Genomic DNA, 19,340 nt, shown 5'->3' on the forward strand with positions numbered 1-19,340 from the left:
GATGTTTCAGCGATTGAACCACTTCAGCACGACGCCCCACTCCTCGACGTCGATGCGCGTGGCGTGGCCGCAGGCGAAGTCGAGGCTCAGCCAGCGTTCGGCAGGAAGTCCCAGCAGGTGGCCGGCGATCGCGCGCAGCGGGCCGCCGTGGGCGACCACCACCACCGGATCGGCGGGCGGGGTGGCGAGGAGGGTGTCGAGCCACTGCAGCACGCGCGCGCTCATGTCGTGCGCCGATTCGCCGCCCGGGGCGCGAAAGCCCAGCGGGTCGGTGGCCCAGGTGTCGATCGCGGGACCGAGCTCGGCGTAAGGGCGCAGCTCCCATTCGCCGAAGTGCATCTCCTTGAGGCGGTCGTCGAGAACGGGCGCGCCGAGTTCGACTGCGAGCAGGCGGGCGCGCGCCAGCGGGCTCGCGTGCAGCGCGAAGCGTTCGGGCAGGAGCGGGCGCAGGCGTGCGGCAACGGCGTCGGCCGGTTCCGCGAGCCCCACGTCCGACTGCCCGTAGCACACGCCCGGCAGCACGTCCGGGCGCGGGTGGCGGATCAGGTGAAGTTCCACGTTGCGAGGATGCCCAGGTAGATCGCCAGTTCCGTCGCCTGCTGCACGGCACCGAGGCAGTCGCCGGTGTAGCCGCCGAGGCGGCGCAATAGGTAGCGGCCGGCCCACAGGGTCACCGCGGCGACGGCGATCAGCGCCGCGGCGGCTTCGCCGGGTTGCAGCAGCGCGAGCGGCAGGATGCCGAAAGCCGATGCGATCGCGAGTTCCGTGCCGGTGAGCCGGCGCGCGAGCGGCTTCGCCTTCGCCGTTTCGTCCTCGCGCACGTATTCGAGGGTGTGGATCAGGCTCGTCGACGCGAGACGGGAGAGCGGATGCGCGACCAGCAGTGCGATGGCGACCGCCGCACTGCCCGCCGCTGCCAGTTCGACCAGCGCGGCGGCCTTGGTGAGCAGCATCAGCAGCAGCCCGACGGTGCCGTAGCTGCCGATGCGCGAGTCCTTCATGATCGTCAGCACCTGCGACTTGTCCCAGCCGCCGCCCAGGCCGTCGCAGGCGTCGGCCCAGCCGTCCTCGTGGAAGGCGCCGGTGGCGCGTATCGTCACCGCCATCGACAGCAGCACGGCGACGCTCGGCGGCAGGATCTGCGCGAGCGCGAGCCAGCTCGCCGCGCCGATCGCGCCGACCACCCAGCCCACGAGCGGGAAGTAGCGCGCGGCGTGGTTCAGGCGCTCGGGCGACCACTGCACCCACGCGGGCACCGGCAGGCGGGTGAAGAAGCCGAGCGCGGTGAAGAAGAGTTCGAGCTGGTAGCGCATCGTGCGGGCGCCGCTCAGTGGCCCCTCAGTTGCCTTTCTCGCTGACGTTGGCCGAATCGAAGCTCGCCATCTCGTTGAGGAAGTTGGCCGCCGCCTGCACCAGCGGGAAGGCGAGCGCGGCGCCGGTGCCTTCACCCAGGCGCAGGTCGAGTTCCATCAGCGGATCGACGCCGAAGTGCTTCAGCTGCGCGGTGTGGCCAGGTTCCTTGGAACGGTGGGCGAACACGCAGTAGCCGAGGATCTCGGGGGCGATCGCGTGGGCGACGAGCAGGGCGGAGGTGACGATGAAGCCGTCGATCAGCAGCGTCATGCGCTTTTCCGCTGCGCCGAGCATCGCGCCGGCCATCACGGCGATCTCGAAGCCGCCGTATTCGGCGAGCGCCGCGCGCGGATCGGTCGGGCGGCCGCCGCGGGCGAGCGCCTGGCCGAGCAGTTCGCGCTTGCGCACGAGGCCGGCGTCGTCGAGGCCGGTGCCGCGCCCGGTCACGGTGACGAGATCCGCGCCGCCCCCGTTGCTCCCCTCGCCGATCAGGCAGTGCGTCAGCAGCGAGGCCGACGCGGTGTTGCCGATGCCCATCTCGCCGAAGCCGACCACGTTGCAGCCATTGGCGGCGAGCGCATGCGCGAGCTCGCGTCCGCGCGCGAGTGCCGCATCGCATTGCTCGGCGCTCATCGCCGCCTGCTCGAGATAGTTCGCGGTGCCCGGCCCGAGTTTCGCATTGACGAGGCCCGGGCGCGGCCCGAATTCGTGATTCACGCCGCAGTCGATGACGGTGAGCCCCAGGCCCATCTGACGGCTGAAGACGTTGATCGCCGCGCCGCCGGCGAGGAAGTTCTCGACCATCTGCCAGGTGACGTCCTGCGGGAAGGCGGAGATGCCCGCGCGTGCCGCGCCGTGGTCGCCTGCGAACACCATGATGTGGGGCTGGCGGAGCTCGGGGGTGAGCGTCTGCTGGATCAGGCCCAGCTGCAGCGCCAGCGGCTCCAGGCGGCCGAGCGCACCCTGCGGCTTGGTCTTGTTGTCGATGCGGTGCTGGAGGTCGGCCGCGAGCGTGCCCCCGGGGGCGCTGATCTGGAATGTCATGATTGTGGTATGCGTGAGCCCTGAAAGGGCTGCGATGTTAGCACGCAGCCCGGGCCGCGAAGCTCACGCCCGGGCGATGCTGCGGGTGCTGCCGTGCTGACGGTTGAGGCGCTTGCCTTCCTTGGCGCGGCGCATGAGCTTGCCCGCCTGCTTGAGCAGGCTGACCGCGTTGGAGCCTTCGTTGCCGGAAATCGCGCTGCCCATCGACACGTCGAGCATGAAGGTCTGTCCTTCGATCTGGATCGCCTCGCCGGCCACCAGCGTGACTGCGTTCGCGACGCGCTGCAGGTCCTCCGTGTCGAACACTTCCTCGAGCACGATCACGAACTGGTCGTTCTCGGGGCGTGCGACCGTGTCCTGTTCGCGCACGATGCTGCGCAGCCGCTGCGCAACGCACCTGAGGATCTCGTCGCCCACATCCTGTCCGTAGCTGTCGTTGATCGAGCTGAATTCGTCGAGGTCGAGCATCACGACGCCGATGCGGGTGTTGTGGCGCTTGGCGCGGATGATGCCCTGGTCGATGCGGTCGGTGAGCAGCAGCTGGTTCGCCAGGCCGGTGAGCGGATCGTGATGCGCCATCTGCTGGAAGCGCTGCTCGCTTTCCTGCAGGCGATGGGTGAGGGATTCGATCTCCTGGCTGCGCTGCGCCATGCCCTGGGTGAGGAACTGTTCGGATGCCTGCAGGGATTCGATCGAGTGCTCGAAGCTCGCGACCTCGTCGGCGTGACGGGCGGCGCGTTCGCGCCAGCTGGAGCCGGTGCGTTCGGCGAGCGCGAGCGACATCGTCAGCACGCCGAACGCCCATGCGAGCTGGATCGCGTGGATCGGAAGCCCCGCGGGACGCAGCAGCCCGATGTGGGTGGCGAGGAACAGGAGTGCACCGACGAACATCGCGGCCCAGCCGGCAATGAGAAGCGTCGCGCCCGGCAGTTTCTGCTGGCGGCCGTGGACGGCGCATGCGGTCGCCAGCAGCGCAAAGGCCGGGCTGATGCCGGCGACGAGCCTGTTCGGGTAATCGCCCGGCAGCACGAAGGCGCCGGCCAGCGCGATGCCGAACAGTGCCGTGAAGACCTTGAGGGCAAGGTCGAAGCGCGGCGAGAGGGTCGCGGTGCGCAGGTATTCGCGGTTGAACAGTGCTGCGCACAGGCCGGCGAGCGCGAGGCCGAAGGGTTCGGCTGTCGCGATCCAGTTGCCATCGGACGCGCCGGGAGCAAAGCCGTGCAGCAGTCCGACGGCCAGCAGGCCGAGGCCCGCGCCGGATGCGAATCCCGCGTAGACGAGGTAACTGCGGTCGCGGTTGGCGAGAAACTGCATCAGGCTGTTGAGCAGCAGGGCTGCCGTGAAGCCGACGTAGAAGACGGTGGCAATCAGGTTGGCCAGGAGCTCGCCGGTTCCGGCCTGTGCCTCGCCCTGTGCGAAGGCCGTGAGCGGAAGCGTCAGCGCCGCCGGGAGCGCGAGGCGCAGGCGTGCGGCGTCGAATGCCGTATGGCCTTGATCCATCGCGTCGACCGCTTGCGCTACAACGTCCATGACAGCCCTGAAAAAATGTTGCTACGGATATGCAATTCTAGGAGGCAATCGCTGCCGGCGTACAAAAATTCCGCCCCGTCATGGGCAGCGGCGCGTCGCCGTGTTGCGGTTTGCTCTCAGGTACCGCCCTTGAGTGCCAGGGGCAGGCCCGCGGCGACGAAAGTGACGCGCTCGCAGGCGGCGGCCACCATCTGGTTGAGGCGGCCCGCCTCGTCGCGGAAGAAGCGTCCCAGCGCAGTGTCGGGGACGAGGCCCAGGCCGACCTCGTTGGCGACGAGCAGGACCTCGCCGCGCAGCGTCGGCAGGGTCTCCAGCAGCGCCGCGCGCTCCGCGTGGAGCGCCGGCGGCAGTTCGGCCATGGCAGGATCGGCCACGTTGCAGGCGTCGGCCATCAGGTTGGACAGCCACAGCGTCAGGCAGTCGACGATCACGCAGCGCCCTTCGGCGGCTTCGCGCGCGAGCGTCGCCGCGAGCGCGACCGGCGTTTCGACGGTGCGCCAGCCGGCCGGGCGGTCGTCCTGATGGCGGCGGATGCGGGCCTTCATCTCGTCGTCGAGGGCTTCGGCGGTGGCGATCACGGTGACGGGCAGGCCGCTGGCGACGGCGAGGGATTCGGCGTGGCGGCTCTTGCCGGAGCGCGCGCCGCCGAGGATGAGGTGTGCGGGCATGTCTTTGGAATTACGCGGTTTTTTTGCGCTGCGCAAAATTGCGGAACGCGTTATTATCCGCCCCGCGCCCGGTTTCGGGTGCGACGTGTTGCAGGTGCCCGACGGCGATTCCCGCCCGAGGGTTAAACGGGAAACAGGTGCGCGAACGGCTCCCGAAGCCGCCCTCCGCAATGCCTGTGCTGCCCCCGCAACGGTAAGTGGACGCAAAGCGCATCCAACCGCCACTGGACGAGAGTCCGGGAAGGCGATGCGCCCGGTACGGTCTCCGCCACGGAGCACCGTCCAGCCCACGAGCCCGGATACCGGCCTGGACACGAGAAGGCGGAAGTGCCGCGGGGAGGCGGCGACGGGCGTGCATCGCAGCGGCTCAACACGTATCTCCCCGGGCGGCGCTTCCATTGTGAAGATGACCAGTGGCGCGGGGACGCGACCGCTGGCGCAGGGAGATAACCCCAGATGAACATCCGCTTGTCCGCTACCGCCATCGCGGTGGCTGCCGCATTGCCGTTCGCTTCCGGTGCACTGGCCGCCGAAGAAAAGACCGGTGACACCGTCGTCGTGACCGCGACGCGCCAACCCCAGCGTGCTTCCGACGTGCTCGCCAGCGTGGACGTCATCGACCGCGCGGAAATCGAGCAATCCGGACAGTCTTCCCTGCTCGAACTGCTGGCGAACAGGCCCGGCATCCAGGTTTCGAGCAACGGTGGCCCCGGCAAGACCTCATCATTGTTCGTACGCGGCACGAATTCGAATCACACCGTGCTGTTCGTGGATGGCGTACGAGTGGGATCTGCGACGACGGGGCAGGCGGCGTTCCAGAACATTCCGCTGGATCAGATCGAGCGTGTCGAGGTCTTGCGCGGCCCGGCCTCCGCGCTCTACGGCGCCGATGCGATCGGTGGAGTCATACAGATTTTCACGAAGAAGGGCGAGGGGGCGTTCAAGCCCGAGCTGTTTGTCGGTGCCGGCACCTACGAGACGACCGACGTGAGTGCCGGGGTTTCGGGATCGGAAGGCGCGTGGTCTTACGCCGTCAGGGTCAGCCAGTATGAAACCGATGGCGTATCGGCCAAGAAGGGACCGTTTCCCGCGTTCAGCCCTGCAACCCTGTTTCATGATTACGACCCGGCTCTCGACGCGGACGACGACGGCTTCCGGGCTACCACCGCATCCGGGACGATCGGGTTCAAGTTCAACCCCGATCACGATCTGCAGTTGAACGTCCTGCGCTCCGAAACGCGCAACTGGTATGACGGCAGCGGTTACAACGCGCGCGGCGGTGCGGACGTCGGCAACGATGATGTCGTGGAGTCGATCGGGCTCGCGAGCCGCAACCGGCTCGCGTCGAACTGGCTGAGCACCATCCGGATCGCCCAGTCCAAGGATGAATCCCGCGGCTTCCGGGGCGTGTACCGCTTCGATACCAGACAGGACCAGCTCGCTTGGCAGAACGACGTCAAGCTCCCGCTGGGGGCGCTGCTGCTTGCGTACGAACATCTCGATCAGCGCGTCGACAGCACGACCACTTTTGCGAAGAAGGGACGCAGGATCGAGTCCTTCCTCGGCGGCTGGAGTGCTGCCGTGGGCGACCACCAGTGGCAACTCAATCTGCGTCAGGACAAGAACAGCCAGTTCGGCGACGAACTGACCTATCTGGCGTCCTATGGTTACAGGCTCACGCCGATCTGGTCCGTTTCGGCGTCGTTGGGGACCGCCTTCAAGGCGCCCACCCTCAACGATCTCTATTACGAGGACTCCTTCGGCAATCATGGCGATCCGGACCTGAAGCCCGAAAGGTCCCGCAATCGCGAGGCGGCCCTGAAGTATGATGACGGTCGCCAGAGCGCGTCGGCCACCTACTTCAACAACAAGATTTCGAACCTGATCGAGTGGAACGCTGCCCCGCCCACTTGGGCATACGTCCCGGCGCAGACGAACAAGGCGCAAATCGAAGGCTGGGAGCTGGCGTACGCGACCAAGGTGTATGGCTTCGACATGTCGGCGAGCGTTGATCTGATGGACGCGAAGAACACCGAGACCGGGAAGCGCCTGCACCGCCGGGCCCGCGAGCAGGGGCGTCTGGCCGTTTCGCGCGATGTCGGCGCTTTCCGCTTCGGGGGCGAACTCATTGGTGTCGGCAAGCGTTATGACCGTGCCGGGGAGGTAGGCGAACTCGCAGGATATTCGCTTGTGAACCTGTTCGCGCGCTATGCGGTCAATCGCGATTGGTCGGTCGAGGCAAGGGCGAACAACGTCTTCGACCGCAATTATGAACTCGCGAAAGGCTTCAATACGCTGGGCGCGAACGTCTTCGTTGGCGTGCGTTACGCACCGAAGTAAGGGACGCGCCGCCGGCCGTCCCGACCGGATGACGGGAGACTCATGCCAGGACGCACATCGTCGGGCTACGTGATTGCAGGGCTGGTGCTTGCGGGCGCGTGCGCGCTGGCGTGGGCGCTTGCCGCCGGCGACCTGCCGATCGGCCTCGGCGAGGTCTTCGATGCGCTCTTCCGCGGTGCCGAAGGCATGGCCGCCGACGTCGTGCGCGAGCTGCGCCTGCCGCGTGCGGTCGCGGTGTTCGTGTGCGGCGGGCTGCTGGCGCTGGCCGGCGCGCTGATGCAGGTGCTGCTGCGCAATCCGCTCGCCGATCCCTACGTGCTGGGCGTGTCGGGCGGGGCGGCGGTCGGGGCGCTGGCGGCGATGCTCGCCGGCGCGTCGTCCTGGGCCGTCGATGGCGCGGCCTTCGGCGGCGCGCTCGCGGCGATGCTGGTGGTGTTCGGACTGGCGCACGGCGACGGCTCGTGGACGCAGACCCGCCTGCTGCTCACCGGCGTCATCGTCGCGGCCGGCTGCGGCGCGGCGGTGACGCTGATGCTGTCGCTGGCGACGGACACGCGCCTGCAGTCGATGCTGTTCTGGCTGATGGGCGATGCGAGCGGCGCGAGCCGGCCGTGGCCGGCGCTTGCGGTGCTCGGCGCGGGGCTCGTCGTGGTGTTGCCGTTCGCTCGCGACCTCAACGTGCTCGCGCGCGGCGAGGCGACGGCGACCGCCCTGGGCGTGCGCGTGCAGCGGCTGCGCTATCTGCTGTACGTGCTCGCCTCGCTGCTGACCGCGGCGGCGGTGACGCTGGTCGGCTCCGTCGGCTTCGTCGGCCTGATCGTGCCGCACGTCGTGCGCTTCGCGATCGGCAACGACCAGCGCCTGCTGCTGCCGGCCGCGCTGCTCGCCGGCGGCACGCTGCTGACCTTCGCCGACACCGCTGCGCGCACCGTGATGGCGCCCGTGCAGCTGCCGGTCGGCGTGCTGACCGCGCTGATCGGCGTGCCGGTGTTCCTCTTCCTGCTGTCGCGGAATCCGCGCTGAGATGGTGCGCGCCGTGCTCGCAACCGACCTTGCTCCGCAGCCCCGCAAGGGGGCGCACGCCCTCTTGGGGACGGCCCGGCGGAGGGCGTGATGGCTTCGACCGATTCTTCCCTCGTCCTGCTGGAAGCCGACCGCCTCGCGCTGCAGGTCGGCGAACGCTGGCTGTGCTGCGAATTCAGCCTGCGCCTGGCGGCGGGCGAATGCCTCGTGCTGCTCGGGCCCAACGGCGCCGGCAAGACCACGCTGCTGCACACGCTGGCCGGCCTGCGTGCGCCGACGGTGGGCAGCGTGCGCCTCGGCGGCCGCCCCTACGCCGACTGGGACAGCCTCGCGGCGGCGCGCTTTCGCGGGCTCCTCGCGCAGCAGCAGCCGGACCATTTTTCCGCCTCGGTGCTGCAGACCACGCTGATCGGCCGCCACCCGCATCTCGGTCGGTGGGGCTGGGAGAGTGCCGAAGACGTTGCCGTCGCGCAGGCGGCACTGACCGAGGTGGGCCTCGCGGAGCTCGCTGGACGCGACGTCCTCAGCCTGTCCGGCGGGGAGCGCCAGCGCGTGTCGATCGCGACGCTGCTGACGCAGGCCCCGCGGCTCTTCCTGCTCGACGAGCCGACGAATCACCTCGATCTGCACTACCAGATCGCGGTGCTGGAGCTGTTCGCACGCCTCCGGCGCCAGGGGCACGGCATCGTGATGGTATTGCACGACATCAACCTGGCGACCCGTTTCGCCGACCACGTGATCCTGCTCGACGGCAAGGGCGGCGTGCTGGCCGGCACGCGCGACGACGTCCTGCAGCCGGACCACCTCAGCCGTGCCTTCGAGCACCCGATCCGCCGCCTCGACGTCGACGGGCGCACCCTTTTCATCCCCGACTAGAACAAAGACATGAATACCCCCGACACGGACAGGAACGCCCGTCACGCCGAGCGCATGCAGCGCAAGAAAGCGGTCGTCGACGAAAAGATCGCCGCGGCGCAGAACGAGCGCGGCGTGCTGCTGGTCAATACCGGCAACGGCAAGGGCAAGTCGAGCGCCGCCTTCGGCGTCGTCGCGCGTGCGCTCGGCCACGGCATGAAGGTGGGCGTCGTGCAGTTCATCAAGGGCCGCTCGGACACCGGCGAGGAGGCGTTCTTCCGCCGCCAGCCCGACGTCGTGTGGCACGTGATGGGCGAAGGCTTCACGTGGGACACGCAGGACCGCGCGCGCGACGTGGCGAGCGCGCAGGCCGCGTGGGAACAGGCGCGGGCGCTGCTGCGCGATCCCGCGATCGGGCTGGTGGTGCTCGACGAGTTGAACATCGCGCTGAAGTACCGCTACCTTGACGTGGAGACGGTGCTCGCGGATCTCCGCGCGCGGCCCGCGGCGCAGCACGTGATCGTGACCGGCCGCGCGGCCCCGCCCGAACTCGTCGAAGCGGCCGACACGGTGACCGACATGGGCCTCGTCAAGCACGCCTTCGCCGCCGGCGTGAAGGCGATGCCGGGCCTGGAGTTCTGAGCCGCGGATACGAACGATCCCGGCGCCGGTACGACAATTAACCTGGCAAGGAAATATGAAGTCTGCACGGGGACCGTGTCCCTCCCCCTTCAAGGGGGAGGTTAGGAGGGGGATGGGTTTCGGCGACGTCTGCATAACCCATCCCCACCCCAGCCCGGGAGTCTTCGCTTCGCTCCGCCGCTGCGGCGGCGCAGAGCGGTGCTCTGCGAAACCCCGCCTCCGCCCCCTTGAAGGGGAGGGAGCGACCGTGCCGCACTCAACCTGCACCCCTGATTGTTTGCCGGGCCGATAACGACGAGAAATCCCCATGTCCCTTCCCGACCTCCCGAATCCCCGCCCCGGCCCCGCGCCGGGCCACGTCTACCTCGTCGGCGCCGGTCCCGGCGACCCCGAGCTGCTGACCCTGCGCGGCGCGCGCCTCGTTGCGGGCGCGGACGCGGTCGTCTACGACAACCTCGTCAGCCCGGCGATCGTGGATCTCGCGCCGGCGTCGGCCGAACGCCATTACGTCGGCAAGAAGGCCGCCGACCACACGCTGCCGCAGGACGACATCAACCTGCTGCTGGTGCGCCTCGCGCAGGCGGGCAAGCGCGTCGTGCGCCTGAAGGGGGGAGACCCCTTCATCTTCGGGCGCGGCGGGGAGGAAATGGAAGTGCTCGTCGCGGCCGGCATCACCGTCGAGGTCGTGCCCGGCGTCACCGCCGCGGCGGGCATCGCCGCCTACGCCGGCATCCCGCTCACGCACCGCGACCATGCCCGTTCGGTGGTGTTCACGACCGGCTTCCTCAAGGACGGCGCGCTCGATCTCGACTGGCCCATGCTCGCGCGGCGCGGCCAGACGCTGGTGATCTACATGGGCATCTCGCGCCTGCCCGACATCTGCCGCGAACTCGTCGCCCATGGCCTGCCCGCGGAAACCCCGGCCGGCGTCGTCGAACGCGGTACGACGCAGGCCCAGCGCGTCGCCGTCGGCACGCTCGCGAACCTGCCGCAGGTGGTCGCGGACGAGGGCATCCGCCCGCCGGCGCTGACCATCGTCGGCGACGTCGTCGGTCTGTATCCGCGTCTCGCGTGGTTCGCGCCGGACAGCGTGCCGGTCGCGCATCCTCCCCACGCCGGCTGCACCGTCGTGCATCGCGGGGATGACCAGGAATGAGGGATGGCGGAATGAACGATATGGCACGCTGCCCGGCGCTTTTCATCGCCGCACCCGCTTCGGGCCAAGGCAAGACCACCGTCACCGCAGCGCTCGCGCGTCTGCACGCGCGACAGGGGCGGCGCGTGCGCGTGTTCAAATGCGGCCCCGACTTCCTCGATCCGCAGATCCATGCGGTTGCGAGCGGCGCGCCGGTGTACAACCTCGACCTCGGCATGTGCGGCGACGCTGACGCGGCGTGGCGCCTGTACGCGGCCGCGCGCGAGGCCGACCTGATCCTCGTGGAGGGCGTGATGGGCCTCTACGACGGCACCCCTTCCGGCGCCGACATCGCGCGCCGCTTCGGCCTGCCGGTGATGGCGGTGATCGATGCGCGCGCGATGGCGCAGACCTTCGGCGCGGTGGCCTACGGGCTCGCGCATTACCAGCCGGGCCTGCCGTTTTCCGGCGTGCTCGCGAACCACGTCGGCAGCGCGCGCCATGCGGAGATGCTGCAGGCGACCTTGCCCGCGGGCATGCGCTGGTATGGCGCCTTGTCGCGCGACGTGCAGGCCGGGCTGCCGGAGCGCCACCTGGGCCTGTTGCAGGCGGCGGAGATCGCCGACCTGGAAGCGCGGCTGGACCGCTTCGCCGACGGCATCGCGGAGACCGGCGCGGCCGATCTGCCGGAGCCGGTGGAGTTTCCAGCAGCGCTGCCGCCGCAACTGCCCCCGCTGCTGGCCGGGCGCACGATCGCGATTGCGCGCGATGCGGCCTACGGCTTCATCTACCCGGCCAACCTCGACACCTTGAGCGGGCTCGGTGCACGGCTCGAATTCTTTTCACCGCTCGCCGGCGACGCACTGCCCGAGTGCGACGCCGCGTGGCTGCCGGGCGGCTATCCCGAGCTGCACGGCGAGGCGCTCGCGGCGAACCCGCATTTCTTCGCCGGACTGCGGGCGCACGCGGCGGCGGGCAAGCCGCTGCTCGCCGAGTGCGGCGGGATGATGAGCCTCTTCGAGACGGTCGTCGACAAGGCCGGCCAGGCGCATGCCTTTGCCGGCCTGCTGCCGGGGCGGGCGGTGATGCAGCAGCGGCTCGCGGCGCTCGGGATGCAGCTGGCCGAACTTCCGGAAGGGCAACTCACCGGCCACACCTTCCATTATTCGAAGAGCGACACCCCGCTCGCGCCCCTCGTGCGCGCGCAGACGCCGGACGGGCGCGAGGGCGAGGCGATCTACCGCCAGGGGCGGCTCACCGCGTCTTACGTGCATTTCTACTTTCCGTCGAACCCGGCAGCCGTGGCGGGTCTCTTCGTCTGACCACGGGCGGCAGCGCCCGCGCTCCCGTAGGGCGGGAGGAGCGCAGCGCATCCCGCCACGCGGCGTATCCCGCCAGCACCGAGCCTGGGCCGGCGGGATACGCCATCGGCGGCTCCCGCACTACGGGTCCGGAGGGGACCTGAGGGGAAAACCGTCGGCGTCAGGGGGCAGGGTGCGGAATTCCCGGCGTTCGTGGCGAGAGGAGCGAACGGGTTAAACTTTGCCGATCATCGGGGCGCGCGAAGCGCGCCCACCGGAGGAGCCGCATGACCGAGCGCTGCGCCTGGGCGGGCAATGATCCGCTGTACGTCCATTACCACGACACCGAATGGGGCGTGCCGACCGACGACGCGCGCACGCTGTTCGAATTCCTCGTCCTCGAAGGCGCGCAGGCGGGGCTGTCGTGGATCACCGTGCTGAGGAAGCGCGAGCGTTACCGTGCGGTGTTCGACGGCTTCGACCCCGAGCGCATCGTGCGCTACGACGACGCCAAGAAGGCGGAGCTGCTCGCCGACGCCGGCATCATCCGCAACCGCGCGAAGATCGATGCGGCGATCCTCAACGCGCGTGCCTGGCTCGACCTGCGCGATGCGGGGACCGATCCCGTCGCCTGGCTGTGGAGCTTCGTCGACGGCGAGCCGGTGCAGAACGCCTTCTCCGCGCTCGGCGAGATCCCCGCGACCACGCCGCAGTCCGACGCGATGAGCAAGGCGCTGAAGGCGCGCGGCTTCAAGTTCGTCGGCAGCACGATCTGCTACGCGCTGATGCAGGCGGCGGGCATGACCAACGACCATGTCGTCGCCTGCCCGCGCCACCGCGAAGTCAGGGAGATCGCCCGCTTGCGGAGCCGGGCGTGAGCGCGCCGCTGCGCCACGTGCCGCCGATGCACGCACTGGCGGCCTTCGAGGCGGCCGCGCGCCTGGGCGGCTTCGCGCAGGCGGCCGAAGAGCTATGCGTGACGCCGAGCGCGGTGAGCCATCGCATCCGCCAGCTCGAAACCCAGCTCGGTACGGTCTTGTTCGAGCGTGCGTCGGGCGGGGTGCGGCCGACGACTGCCGGGCGGCTGTATCTCGACAGCGTGCGCGAGGCTTTCGACAAGCTCGCGCAGGCCGGCGCGGTGCTGCGGCCCGAACGCGAGCGCCTGCGCGTATCGCTGCCGCCGACCTTTGCGCGCCAGTTGTTGATGGCGCGCCTGCCCGAATACCTGCGCGCGCATCCGGAGGTTGAACTGGAAGCGCACCTGTCGATCCCGCTGCAGGATGTCACCGCCGAGGCCGCGGACGTCGAGGTGCGCTGGGGGCGTGGCGATTACCCGGAGCGCGTCGTGCGCAAGCTCTTCGACGACACGATGGTGCCGCTCGCCGCGCCGTCGTGGGTCGCCGCGCATGCGCCGGCCGGCATGGCGGAGCTCGCCGGACTGGAATTGCTGCGCTCGCCGCTGCTGCCGTGGCGTCCGTGTTTCCTCGCGGCCGGCCTCGACTGGGGCGAGCCCGAGCGCGGCGCGGTGTTCAACGACCTGGGCATGCTGATGGAGATCGCCGCGGCCGGCCTGGGCGCGGCGGTGGGCACGCGGCGCCTGTCCGCGGCGTGGGTCGAGACGGGGCGGCTGGTGCCGCTCTTCGGCGTGTCCGCGCCCGCGCCCTTCACGTACTACGCGGTGACGACGCCGGCGCAGAGCAAGCGCGCCGTGGTGCAGGAATTCATCGACTGGCTCGCGGCCGCGTTCCCCTAGGCAGGCCGGACATGAACTTCCTCGCGCACGCCTGGCTCGCCGGCGATTCCCCTGCGGACCGTCTTGGCGGCCTGATGGGCGACTTCGTGAAAGGGGCGCTGCCCGCCGGCTTGCCGCCGGATATTGCCGAGGGCGTACGCCTGCACCGCCAGATCGACGTCTTTGCCGAAACCCACCCTGCTTTCCGGCGCAGCCGCGCGCGGGTGTCGCCCGAGCGACGGCGCGTCGCCGGGGTGATGGTCGATATGTTCTACGACCATTTCCTCGCGCTGCACTGGGACCGTTTCGACGACGAGCCGCTCGGGCGCTTCAGCACGACGATGTACGCGCTGATGGATGCGAACGGCACGCTGCTGCCGCCGCGCCTGGCGGCAATCCTGCCGCGCATGCGCGAATCGGACTGGCTGGGGAGTTACCGCTCGGCGGACGTCATCGCGATGGCGCTGGACCGCATGGCACTGCGCTTGCGCCGTGCCAATCCGCTGACCGGCAGCGGCGCCGAGCTGCTCGCCGACTACGCAGGTTTCGAGGCGGATTTCTTCGAGTTCATCGCGGCCGCCGAGGCGTTCGCGGCGAACTGCCGGGCCCTGCGCGGACCCCGCTATTGAGGCGGCAATCAGATTCGTCCGTTCGCCCTGAGCCTGTCGAAGGGCTTGGGCTTCGACAGGCTCAGGCGAACGGTTTTTCGCTGCTGGTCAGAAAGTGTGTTGCGTCAACGCAACGGAATGACCAGCGGCGGGATATCGACGCCGATCGTGATCGCGGGATCGCGCGGATAGTAGCGCGGCGCGTACACCGGAGCATAGACCGGCGCCGGCGCGTAATAGCCGATCGGGCGCTCGTAGTAGCGGTATTCGCGCACCACCGGCCGGCGCTCGACGATCCGTTCGCGGATCACGATGCGCTCGCGGTCGCGGTATTTCTTGTAGTGGCCGTGGCGGTGATCATCGCCGCGCCACTCGCGATAGCCGTCGTCGCGCCAGTGGTCGCGGTCGGCATGGGCGGGCGTGGCAGCGATCAGGGTACCCCCGGCGATCATCGCGGCAAGCAGTTTGAGGGCTTTCGATTTCATGGTTCTTCTCCTGACTGACCGGACATCGTCACGCAGCGCGTACCGTTGTCCCCATGCGCATTAAACGCGAGATCGACCGGAGAAGTTGTCGCCGAGTTGTAAGCGAATATGCATCTTGCGGCTTGGTCCGGGGGCATGCGGCCGCCCCCAGGACCAAGCCGCCGGCCTCAGCCGACGATGATCACATGCACGCGGCGCGGGCCGTGCGCGCCGAGCTGGATGGTCTGTTCGACGTCGGCGGTGCGCGACGGGCCGGAGATGATGTTGGTCGCACGCGGCATGCCTTCGGGGCGGGCGCGCAGGACTTCCCACGCCTCCTCGAAGTGGCCGACGATTGCGCCCGCGTCGAGCACGACGACGTGGTCGTCGGGCACGAAGTTGTGCGTGATCGGGCTCGCCGGGCCGGAGGCCATCATCAGGCTGCCCGGCTCGGCGATGCCGGCGAGCGCCTGCGACACTGCCATCGTCTCGCTGATGCCGGCCGGCTCGTGATGGATCTCGAGGCCCGGAAACGCGAGATCCTTCAGTGCGGCGCCGACTGCGGCGCGCGCGGGCAAGCCCTTCTCGACGCGATAGGCCTCGACCGCGGCGGGCACGTCGGCGCGGCTCGCGACGCGCGCGGTCGTGCCGGCGCGGCTCTCGAACTTGCGGATGAAGCGCGCGACGAGTTCCTCGTCCTGCGCGGGGCGGGTGTGGCGCGGGCGGCGCGCGTCGAGTTCGGCGCGCCGCGTGTCGTCGAGCGGTCCGCGCCGCAGCGCGGAGCGGACGGAGTTGAGGATCGCCTCGCGGGCGTTCGCTGCTGCAGTCATTTCTGGCCTCGCTTGCCTTGCCACAATTCAAGGAAGGTGCGTCCCGCCGGGGCCGGCAGGTCGCGCACGTCGGTCCAGCCGCTCGCGAGCGGCAGGCGGCGGATGCTGCCGTTCCTGGCGATCGCCGACAGGAAGCGCGCACCGACCTGTTCGAGCGCGTGATACAGCTTCGGCCGCGTCGCGACGTAGCGCCACACCTTCAGCGCGCGCCGCTGCATCACCGGCGTGATGTCCTGCTGGTGCTGCATGTGGCGCAGCTCGCGCAGCAGGTCCGGCAGCGGGATCTTCACCGGGCACACGGAGGCGCAGCGGCCGTTGAGCGTGCACGCGTTGGGTAGGTCGTAGGCGTTGTCCAGCCCCTTGATCAGCGGCGTCAGCACCGAGCCCATCGGCCCGGGATACACCCAGCCGTAGGCGTGGCCGCCGACCGCGCCATACACCGGGCAGTGGTTCATGCACGCGCCGCAGCGGATGCAGCGCAGCATGTCCTTGAAGCGCCCGCCGAGCATCTTCGAGCGGCCGTTGTCGACCAGCACGACGTGGTACTCCTCGGGGCCGTCGAGGTCGTCGGCGCGGCGCGGGCCGGTCGAGATCGTCGTGTAGGTCTCGGTCTCCTGGCCGGTGGCGCTGCGCGCCAAGAGGCGCAGGAACAGCGTCGCGTCGTCGAGCGTCGGCACGACGCGCTCGATGCCGGAGGTGACGATATGCACCTTCGCCAGCGTCTGCGTCAGGTCGCCATTGCCTTCGTTCGTGACGATGATCGACGAGCCGGTTTCGGCGACGAGGAAGTTGCCGCCGGTGATGCCGACGTCGGCGCGGAAATACTTGTCGCGCAACACCATGCGCGCCTCGTTGACGAGGTCGGGCACTTCCGTTTTTCTCGGTCCGCCATGCGCGGCCTCGAAAAGGTCCGAAACCTGGTCCTTGGTCTTGTGCACGGCGGGCGCGATGATGTGCGAGGGCGGCTCGTGCGCGAGCTGGATGATGTATTCGCCGAGATCGGTCTCGACGACCTCCATGCCATGCTCGATCAGTGCCTCGTTGAGGCCGATCTCCTCCGACACCATCGACTTGCCCTTGGTGACGGTCTTGGCGTCGACGCGCTTGCAGATGTCGAGGATGATCTTGCGCGCTTCCTCCGCGTCACGCGCCCAATGCACGTGGCCGCCGGCGGCCGTCACCGCCGCCTCGTAGCGTTCGAGGTAGTGATCGAGGTTGTCGAGGATGTGATTCTTGGTGTTCTTCGCTTCCTCGCGCAGCTGCTCGAATTCCGGCAACTCCGCCGCCTGCTGCGCGCGCTTGCCTACGAAGCCGCCGCGCGCCTTGCCCAGCGCCTGCTGCAGGCTCGCGTCGTGGATCGCGAAGACCGCGCGCTGCTTGAATTCGTTAGAACGGATTTCCATCAGTCGGACTCCTTCGCGGCGCCGGCGAGGCCCGGTCCGTCGGCGAGGCCGGCCAGGACTTCGGCGGTGTGGAAGACCTTCACCGGCGCGTTGATGCGCTTCAGCCGCCCGGCGATGTTCATCAGGCAGCCGAGGTCGCCGCCGACCACGGTGTCGGCGCCGGTCGCGAGGATGTTCTTCACCTTGTCCTCGACCATCTTCTCGGAGATCTCCGGGTACTTCACGCAGAAGGTGCCGCCGAAGCCGCAGCACACCTCGCTGTCTTCCATCTCCTTGAGCCTGAGGCCGTCGACCTCGCCCAGCAGCGTGCGCGGCTGGCCCTTGATGCCCAGGCCGCGCAGGCCGGAACAGGAGTCGTGGTAGGTCACGGTGCCGTCGTAGTGCGAATCGGATGCGGTGGCCCCGAGCACGTCGGTGAGGAAGGACAGCAGCTCCCAAGCCTTCTCCGATAGCGCCTGTGCGCGCGGCAGCCACACCGGGTCGTCCTGGAACAGCACCGGATAGTCGTGGCGGATCGTCGCCATGCACGAGCCGGACGGCCCGACGATGTAGTCGTAGTGCTCGAAGGTTTCGATCACCTGGCGGGCGAGTGCGCGCGCGGCGTCGTAGTCGCCGCTGTTGTAGCCGGGCTGGCCGCAGCAGGTCTGGTTCGCGGGCACCTCGACGGTACAGCCGGCGTCTTCGAGGAGCTTCACCGCCGAGAAGCCGACGTTCGGACGGAACACGTTCATCAGACAGGTGGCGAACAGTCCGACGCGCGGCCCGCGGGTGGGCGATTCGGTCATGAGGGAGGTCTCCGGTTCTTGTTCGGAATGGTGGTGAAACGAGGTGGAGCGATGTTAACAAGCTCCGCGGCGGCCCGCGGCGAGGGATTTTCAGCCCGGCGATGAGCCTGCTTCATGTCTTGGGCAGCATAGCAGCTGCCAACGCCGATTCGCGCGCGCTCAGGGTTTCCCCGCACCCCCGTCAGGGCGTTGCATGGCACACTGCGCGCCTTCGATCCGGGGAAGGAATCCATGCTGGCTGGTTTGCTCGCAGCGCTCGGCGCGGGGCTGTTGTGGGGGCTCGTGTTCGTCGTGCCTCTGATGCTCGGGGACTACCCTGGCATCGTGCTCGCGTTCGGGCGCTACATCGCCTTCGGCGTCCTCGCCCTCGGCCTTGTCTGGATGGACCGCGCGGCACTGGCAAGGCTCACGCGAGCCGACTGGGTCGAGGCCGGCAAGCTCGCGCTGGTCGGCAACCTCGTCTATTACACGACGCTCGCGAGCGCGATCCAGCTCGCCGGCGCGCCGGTGCCGACGCTGATGATCGGCACACTGCCGGTCGTCATCGCGATCTGCGCGAACATTGCCGAGCGCCGTGCCGGCAATGCCGCCGATGTCGTCGCGTGGCGGCGCCTCGCACTACCGCTCGTGGTCATCCTTGCAGGCCTCGCGGTCGTGCAGCTCGATCCCTCCGCGCATGCCGCAGACGCGGCCGGGCAGGGAGGCGAGAGCGCCCACGGCGGACTGCGCTACGCGCTGGGCCTGTTGCTGGCCGCCGTCGCGGTCGCGTCGTGGACCTGGTATCCGATCCGCAACGGGCGCTGGCTGCGCGCACGCGGGCCGGGGCTGGCGCGGCCCTGGGCGACTGCGCAGGGGCTCGTGACGCTGCCGCTCGCGCTTGCCGCGGCGGTCGGCTTCGCCTTGTGGCAGGGCATCGCCGCGCCGGCGGAGGCGTTCGACTGGCCCTTCGGGCCGCGGCCGCTGGCCTTCGTCGGCCTGATGCTGCTCGTGGGCCTGGCCGCATCGTGGCTGGGCACGCTGTTGTGGAACCGCGCGAGCCACCTGCTACCCCCTGCGCTTGCGGGCCAGCTCATCGTGTTCGAAACCCTGGCGGCGCTGCTCTATGCTTTCCTGTGGTACGGGCGCTGGCCGGGCCTCGGCGAGGCGGCAGGCATCGTGCTGCTGGTCGCAGGCGTGCTGCTGGGCGTGCGCGTGTTCCGGCCCGCCGCAAGCGGATCTTGAGGAGAAAACAGTGTTTGCGTTGATGGCGGCCGATCTCGTCGTGCTGGTGCACGCCCTCTTCATCGCCTTCGTCGTGCTCGGCGGGCTGTTGACACTGCGTTGGTCGCGCGCAAAGTGGGTGCACCTGCCGGTCGCGGCGTACGGGGCGGGTATCGAACTGATCGGCTGGACCTGTCCGCTGACCCCGCTCGAGAACGCGCTGCGGCGGGCGGCGGGGGGCGTGGACTACCGCGGGGGGTTCGTCGAACACTACCTGATCCCGCTGATCTACCCGGCGGGGCTCACGCCGCAAGTCCAGCTCGTGCTCGGACTGCTGGTGCTGGCGATCAACGTGCTCGTGTACGGCATCGTCGCCCTGCGTCGGCGACGGCGCAGGGCGGGCGATTGACCGGCGCCCTCATGGGGC

The 19,340-nt window shown here is 69.3% G+C and carries 20 protein-coding genes and 1 riboswitch; of the genes, 11 read left to right on the forward strand and 9 right to left on the reverse strand.

Annotated elements, in window-relative coordinates:
• Window positions 1-6 precede the first annotated feature (6 nt).
• The 5 genes from cobC to cobU all read right to left on the reverse strand — a co-directional run bounded on the left by cobC (window position 7) and on the right by cobU (window position 4,595).
• Window positions 7-558, reverse strand: a complete 552-nt coding sequence (cobC, locus tag BW991_RS18150; RefSeq protein ID WP_076603531.1) for an alpha-ribazole phosphatase family protein — start codon at window positions 556-558, stop codon at window positions 7-9.
• Window positions 543-1,313 (reverse strand): adenosylcobinamide-GDP ribazoletransferase, encoded by a 771-nt coding sequence (locus BW991_RS18155; protein WP_076603532.1) that lies wholly within the window; start codon window positions 1,311-1,313, stop codon window positions 543-545. Before BW991_RS18155 ends, cobC begins: the two co-directional genes overlap by 16 nt.
• A 25-nt stretch (window positions 1,314-1,338) precedes the next feature.
• Entirely contained in the window at window positions 1,339-2,397 is a 1,059-nt protein-coding gene (cobT, locus tag BW991_RS18160) for a nicotinate-nucleotide--dimethylbenzimidazole phosphoribosyltransferase (RefSeq protein WP_076603533.1), read from the reverse strand.
• A 63-nt stretch (window positions 2,398-2,460) separates the two neighbouring features.
• Window positions 2,461-3,927: a diguanylate cyclase gene (locus BW991_RS18165; RefSeq protein WP_076603534.1), complete on the reverse strand. Its 1,467-nt coding sequence runs from the start codon at window positions 3,925-3,927 to the stop codon at window positions 2,461-2,463.
• Between the two features lie 116 nt (window positions 3,928-4,043).
• The gene (gene cobU, locus BW991_RS18170) at window positions 4,044-4,595 is read right to left on the reverse strand and encodes a bifunctional adenosylcobinamide kinase/adenosylcobinamide-phosphate guanylyltransferase (RefSeq protein WP_076603535.1); all 552 of its coding nucleotides are present in this window, start codon (window positions 4,593-4,595) and stop codon (window positions 4,044-4,046) included.
• Between the two features lie 74 nt (window positions 4,596-4,669).
• A riboswitch (cobalamin riboswitch) is annotated at window positions 4,670-4,920 on the forward strand.
• 131 nt (window positions 4,921-5,051) lie between these two features.
• On the opposite strand from cobU, the gene BW991_RS18175 reads away from it, so the two are divergent.
• The 9 genes from BW991_RS18175 to BW991_RS18215 all read left to right on the forward strand — a co-directional run bounded on the left by BW991_RS18175 (window position 5,052) and on the right by BW991_RS18215 (window position 14,252).
• On the forward strand, window positions 5,052-6,935 hold the full coding sequence (locus tag BW991_RS18175) for a TonB-dependent receptor domain-containing protein (protein ID WP_076603536.1): 1,884 nt from the start codon (window positions 5,052-5,054) through the stop codon (window positions 6,933-6,935).
• Between the two features lie 42 nt (window positions 6,936-6,977).
• Window positions 6,978-7,958: a FecCD family ABC transporter permease gene (locus BW991_RS18180; RefSeq protein ID WP_076603537.1), complete on the forward strand. Its 981-nt coding sequence runs from the start codon at window positions 6,978-6,980 to the stop codon at window positions 7,956-7,958.
• 90 nt (window positions 7,959-8,048) lie between these two features.
• Window positions 8,049-8,834, forward strand: coding sequence for an ABC transporter ATP-binding protein (locus BW991_RS18185; RefSeq protein WP_076603538.1), 786 nt, complete (start codon window positions 8,049-8,051; stop codon window positions 8,832-8,834).
• 9 nt (window positions 8,835-8,843) lie between these two features.
• Window positions 8,844-9,455 (forward strand): cob(I)yrinic acid a,c-diamide adenosyltransferase, encoded by a 612-nt coding sequence (cobO, locus tag BW991_RS18190; protein ID WP_076603539.1) that lies wholly within the window; start codon window positions 8,844-8,846, stop codon window positions 9,453-9,455.
• Window positions 9,456-9,762: 307 nt separating this feature from the next.
• A complete protein-coding gene (gene cobA, locus BW991_RS18195; RefSeq protein ID WP_076603540.1) occupies window positions 9,763-10,611 on the forward strand; it encodes a uroporphyrinogen-III C-methyltransferase in 849 nt (282 codons plus the stop codon).
• A gap of 11 nt (window positions 10,612-10,622) precedes the next feature.
• Window positions 10,623-11,912 (forward strand): cobyrinic acid a,c-diamide synthase CobB, encoded by a 1,290-nt coding sequence (locus BW991_RS18200; RefSeq protein WP_076603541.1) that lies wholly within the window; start codon window positions 10,623-10,625, stop codon window positions 11,910-11,912.
• A gap of 266 nt (window positions 11,913-12,178) precedes the next feature.
• Entirely contained in the window at window positions 12,179-12,769 is a 591-nt protein-coding gene (locus BW991_RS18205) for a DNA-3-methyladenine glycosylase I (RefSeq protein WP_076603542.1), read from the forward strand.
• Entirely contained in the window at window positions 12,766-13,644 is an 879-nt protein-coding gene (locus BW991_RS18210; RefSeq protein ID WP_076603543.1) for a LysR substrate-binding domain-containing protein, read from the forward strand. The genes BW991_RS18205 and BW991_RS18210 overlap by 4 nt, the downstream gene beginning before the upstream one ends.
• 11 nt (window positions 13,645-13,655) lie before the next feature.
• Window positions 13,656-14,252 (forward strand): acyl carrier protein phosphodiesterase, encoded by a 597-nt coding sequence (locus BW991_RS18215; protein WP_076603544.1) that lies wholly within the window; start codon window positions 13,656-13,658, stop codon window positions 14,250-14,252.
• Between the two features lie 104 nt (window positions 14,253-14,356).
• On the opposite strand, the gene BW991_RS18220 is transcribed toward BW991_RS18215, so the two are convergent.
• From BW991_RS18220 to BW991_RS18235, 4 genes are all read right to left on the reverse strand, one after another.
• Window positions 14,357-14,716 (reverse strand): hypothetical protein, encoded by a 360-nt coding sequence (locus BW991_RS18220; protein WP_076603545.1) that lies wholly within the window; start codon window positions 14,714-14,716, stop codon window positions 14,357-14,359.
• A gap of 167 nt (window positions 14,717-14,883) precedes the next feature.
• Complete coding sequence (locus BW991_RS18225; protein WP_076603546.1) at window positions 14,884-15,525, reverse strand: LutC/YkgG family protein; 642 nt, start codon at window positions 15,523-15,525, stop codon at window positions 14,884-14,886.
• Window positions 15,522-16,928, reverse strand: coding sequence for a LutB/LldF family L-lactate oxidation iron-sulfur protein (locus BW991_RS18230; protein ID WP_076603547.1), 1,407 nt, complete (start codon window positions 16,926-16,928; stop codon window positions 15,522-15,524). Before BW991_RS18230 ends, BW991_RS18225 begins: the two co-directional genes overlap by 4 nt.
• Window positions 16,928-17,713 carry a (Fe-S)-binding protein gene (locus tag BW991_RS18235; RefSeq protein WP_076603548.1) on the reverse strand — a complete coding sequence of 262 codons (786 nt, stop codon included), beginning with the start codon at window positions 17,711-17,713 and terminating at the stop codon, window positions 16,928-16,930. The genes BW991_RS18230 and BW991_RS18235 overlap by 1 nt, the downstream gene beginning before the upstream one ends.
• 231 nt (window positions 17,714-17,944) lie before the next feature.
• On the opposite strand from BW991_RS18235, the gene BW991_RS18240 reads away from it, so the two are divergent.
• Both BW991_RS18240 and BW991_RS18245 read left to right on the forward strand, forming a co-directional pair.
• Window positions 17,945-18,934 carry a DMT family transporter gene (locus BW991_RS18240; protein ID WP_076603549.1) on the forward strand — a complete coding sequence of 330 codons (990 nt, stop codon included), beginning with the start codon at window positions 17,945-17,947 and terminating at the stop codon, window positions 18,932-18,934.
• A gap of 10 nt (window positions 18,935-18,944) precedes the next feature.
• Window positions 18,945-19,322, forward strand: a complete 378-nt coding sequence (locus tag BW991_RS18245; RefSeq protein WP_212566919.1) for a DUF2784 domain-containing protein — start codon at window positions 18,945-18,947, stop codon at window positions 19,320-19,322.
• Window positions 19,323-19,340 lie beyond the last annotated feature (18 nt).

The organism is Aromatoleum tolulyticum (genome assembly GCF_900156155.1).
Classification (GTDB): Bacteria; Pseudomonadota; Gammaproteobacteria; order Burkholderiales; family Rhodocyclaceae; genus Aromatoleum; species Aromatoleum tolulyticum.

Excerpts from the sequence above, each read along its gene's own strand:
- BW991_RS18240 (WP_076603549.1), top strand. The coding sequence starts at position 17,945 with ATGCTGGCTGGTTTGCTCGCAGCGCTCGGCGCGGGGCTGTTGTGGGGG.
- BW991_RS18155 (WP_076603532.1), bottom strand. The coding sequence starts at position 1,313 with ATGCGCTACCAGCTCGAACTCTTCTTCACCGCGCTCGGCTTCTTCACC.
- BW991_RS18220 (WP_076603545.1), bottom strand. The coding sequence starts at position 14,716 with ATGAAATCGAAAGCCCTCAAACTGCTTGCCGCGATGATCGCCGGGGGT.
- BW991_RS18215 (WP_076603544.1), top strand. The coding sequence starts at position 13,656 with ATGAACTTCCTCGCGCACGCCTGGCTCGCCGGCGATTCCCCTGCGGAC.
- BW991_RS18205 (WP_076603542.1), top strand. The coding sequence starts at position 12,179 with ATGACCGAGCGCTGCGCCTGGGCGGGCAATGATCCGCTGTACGTCCAT.
- BW991_RS18185 (WP_076603538.1), top strand. The coding sequence starts at position 8,049 with ATGGCTTCGACCGATTCTTCCCTCGTCCTGCTGGAAGCCGACCGCCTC.
- BW991_RS18175 (WP_076603536.1), top strand. The coding sequence starts at position 5,052 with ATGAACATCCGCTTGTCCGCTACCGCCATCGCGGTGGCTGCCGCATTG.
- cobA (WP_076603540.1), top strand. The coding sequence starts at position 9,763 with ATGTCCCTTCCCGACCTCCCGAATCCCCGCCCCGGCCCCGCGCCGGGC.
- BW991_RS18235 (WP_076603548.1), bottom strand. The coding sequence starts at position 17,713 with ATGACCGAATCGCCCACCCGCGGGCCGCGCGTCGGACTGTTCGCCACC.
- cobT (WP_076603533.1), bottom strand. The coding sequence starts at position 2,397 with ATGACATTCCAGATCAGCGCCCCCGGGGGCACGCTCGCGGCCGACCTC.
- BW991_RS18225 (WP_076603546.1), bottom strand. The coding sequence starts at position 15,525 with ATGACTGCAGCAGCGAACGCCCGCGAGGCGATCCTCAACTCCGTCCGC.
- BW991_RS18200 (WP_076603541.1), top strand. The coding sequence starts at position 10,623 with ATGAACGATATGGCACGCTGCCCGGCGCTTTTCATCGCCGCACCCGCT.
- cobO (WP_076603539.1), top strand. The coding sequence starts at position 8,844 with ATGAATACCCCCGACACGGACAGGAACGCCCGTCACGCCGAGCGCATG.
- BW991_RS18180 (WP_076603537.1), top strand. The coding sequence starts at position 6,978 with ATGCCAGGACGCACATCGTCGGGCTACGTGATTGCAGGGCTGGTGCTT.
- BW991_RS18165 (WP_076603534.1), bottom strand. The coding sequence starts at position 3,927 with ATGGACGTTGTAGCGCAAGCGGTCGACGCGATGGATCAAGGCCATACG.
- BW991_RS18230 (WP_076603547.1), bottom strand. The coding sequence starts at position 16,928 with ATGGAAATCCGTTCTAACGAATTCAAGCAGCGCGCGGTCTTCGCGATC.
- cobU (WP_076603535.1), bottom strand. The coding sequence starts at position 4,595 with ATGCCCGCACACCTCATCCTCGGCGGCGCGCGCTCCGGCAAGAGCCGC.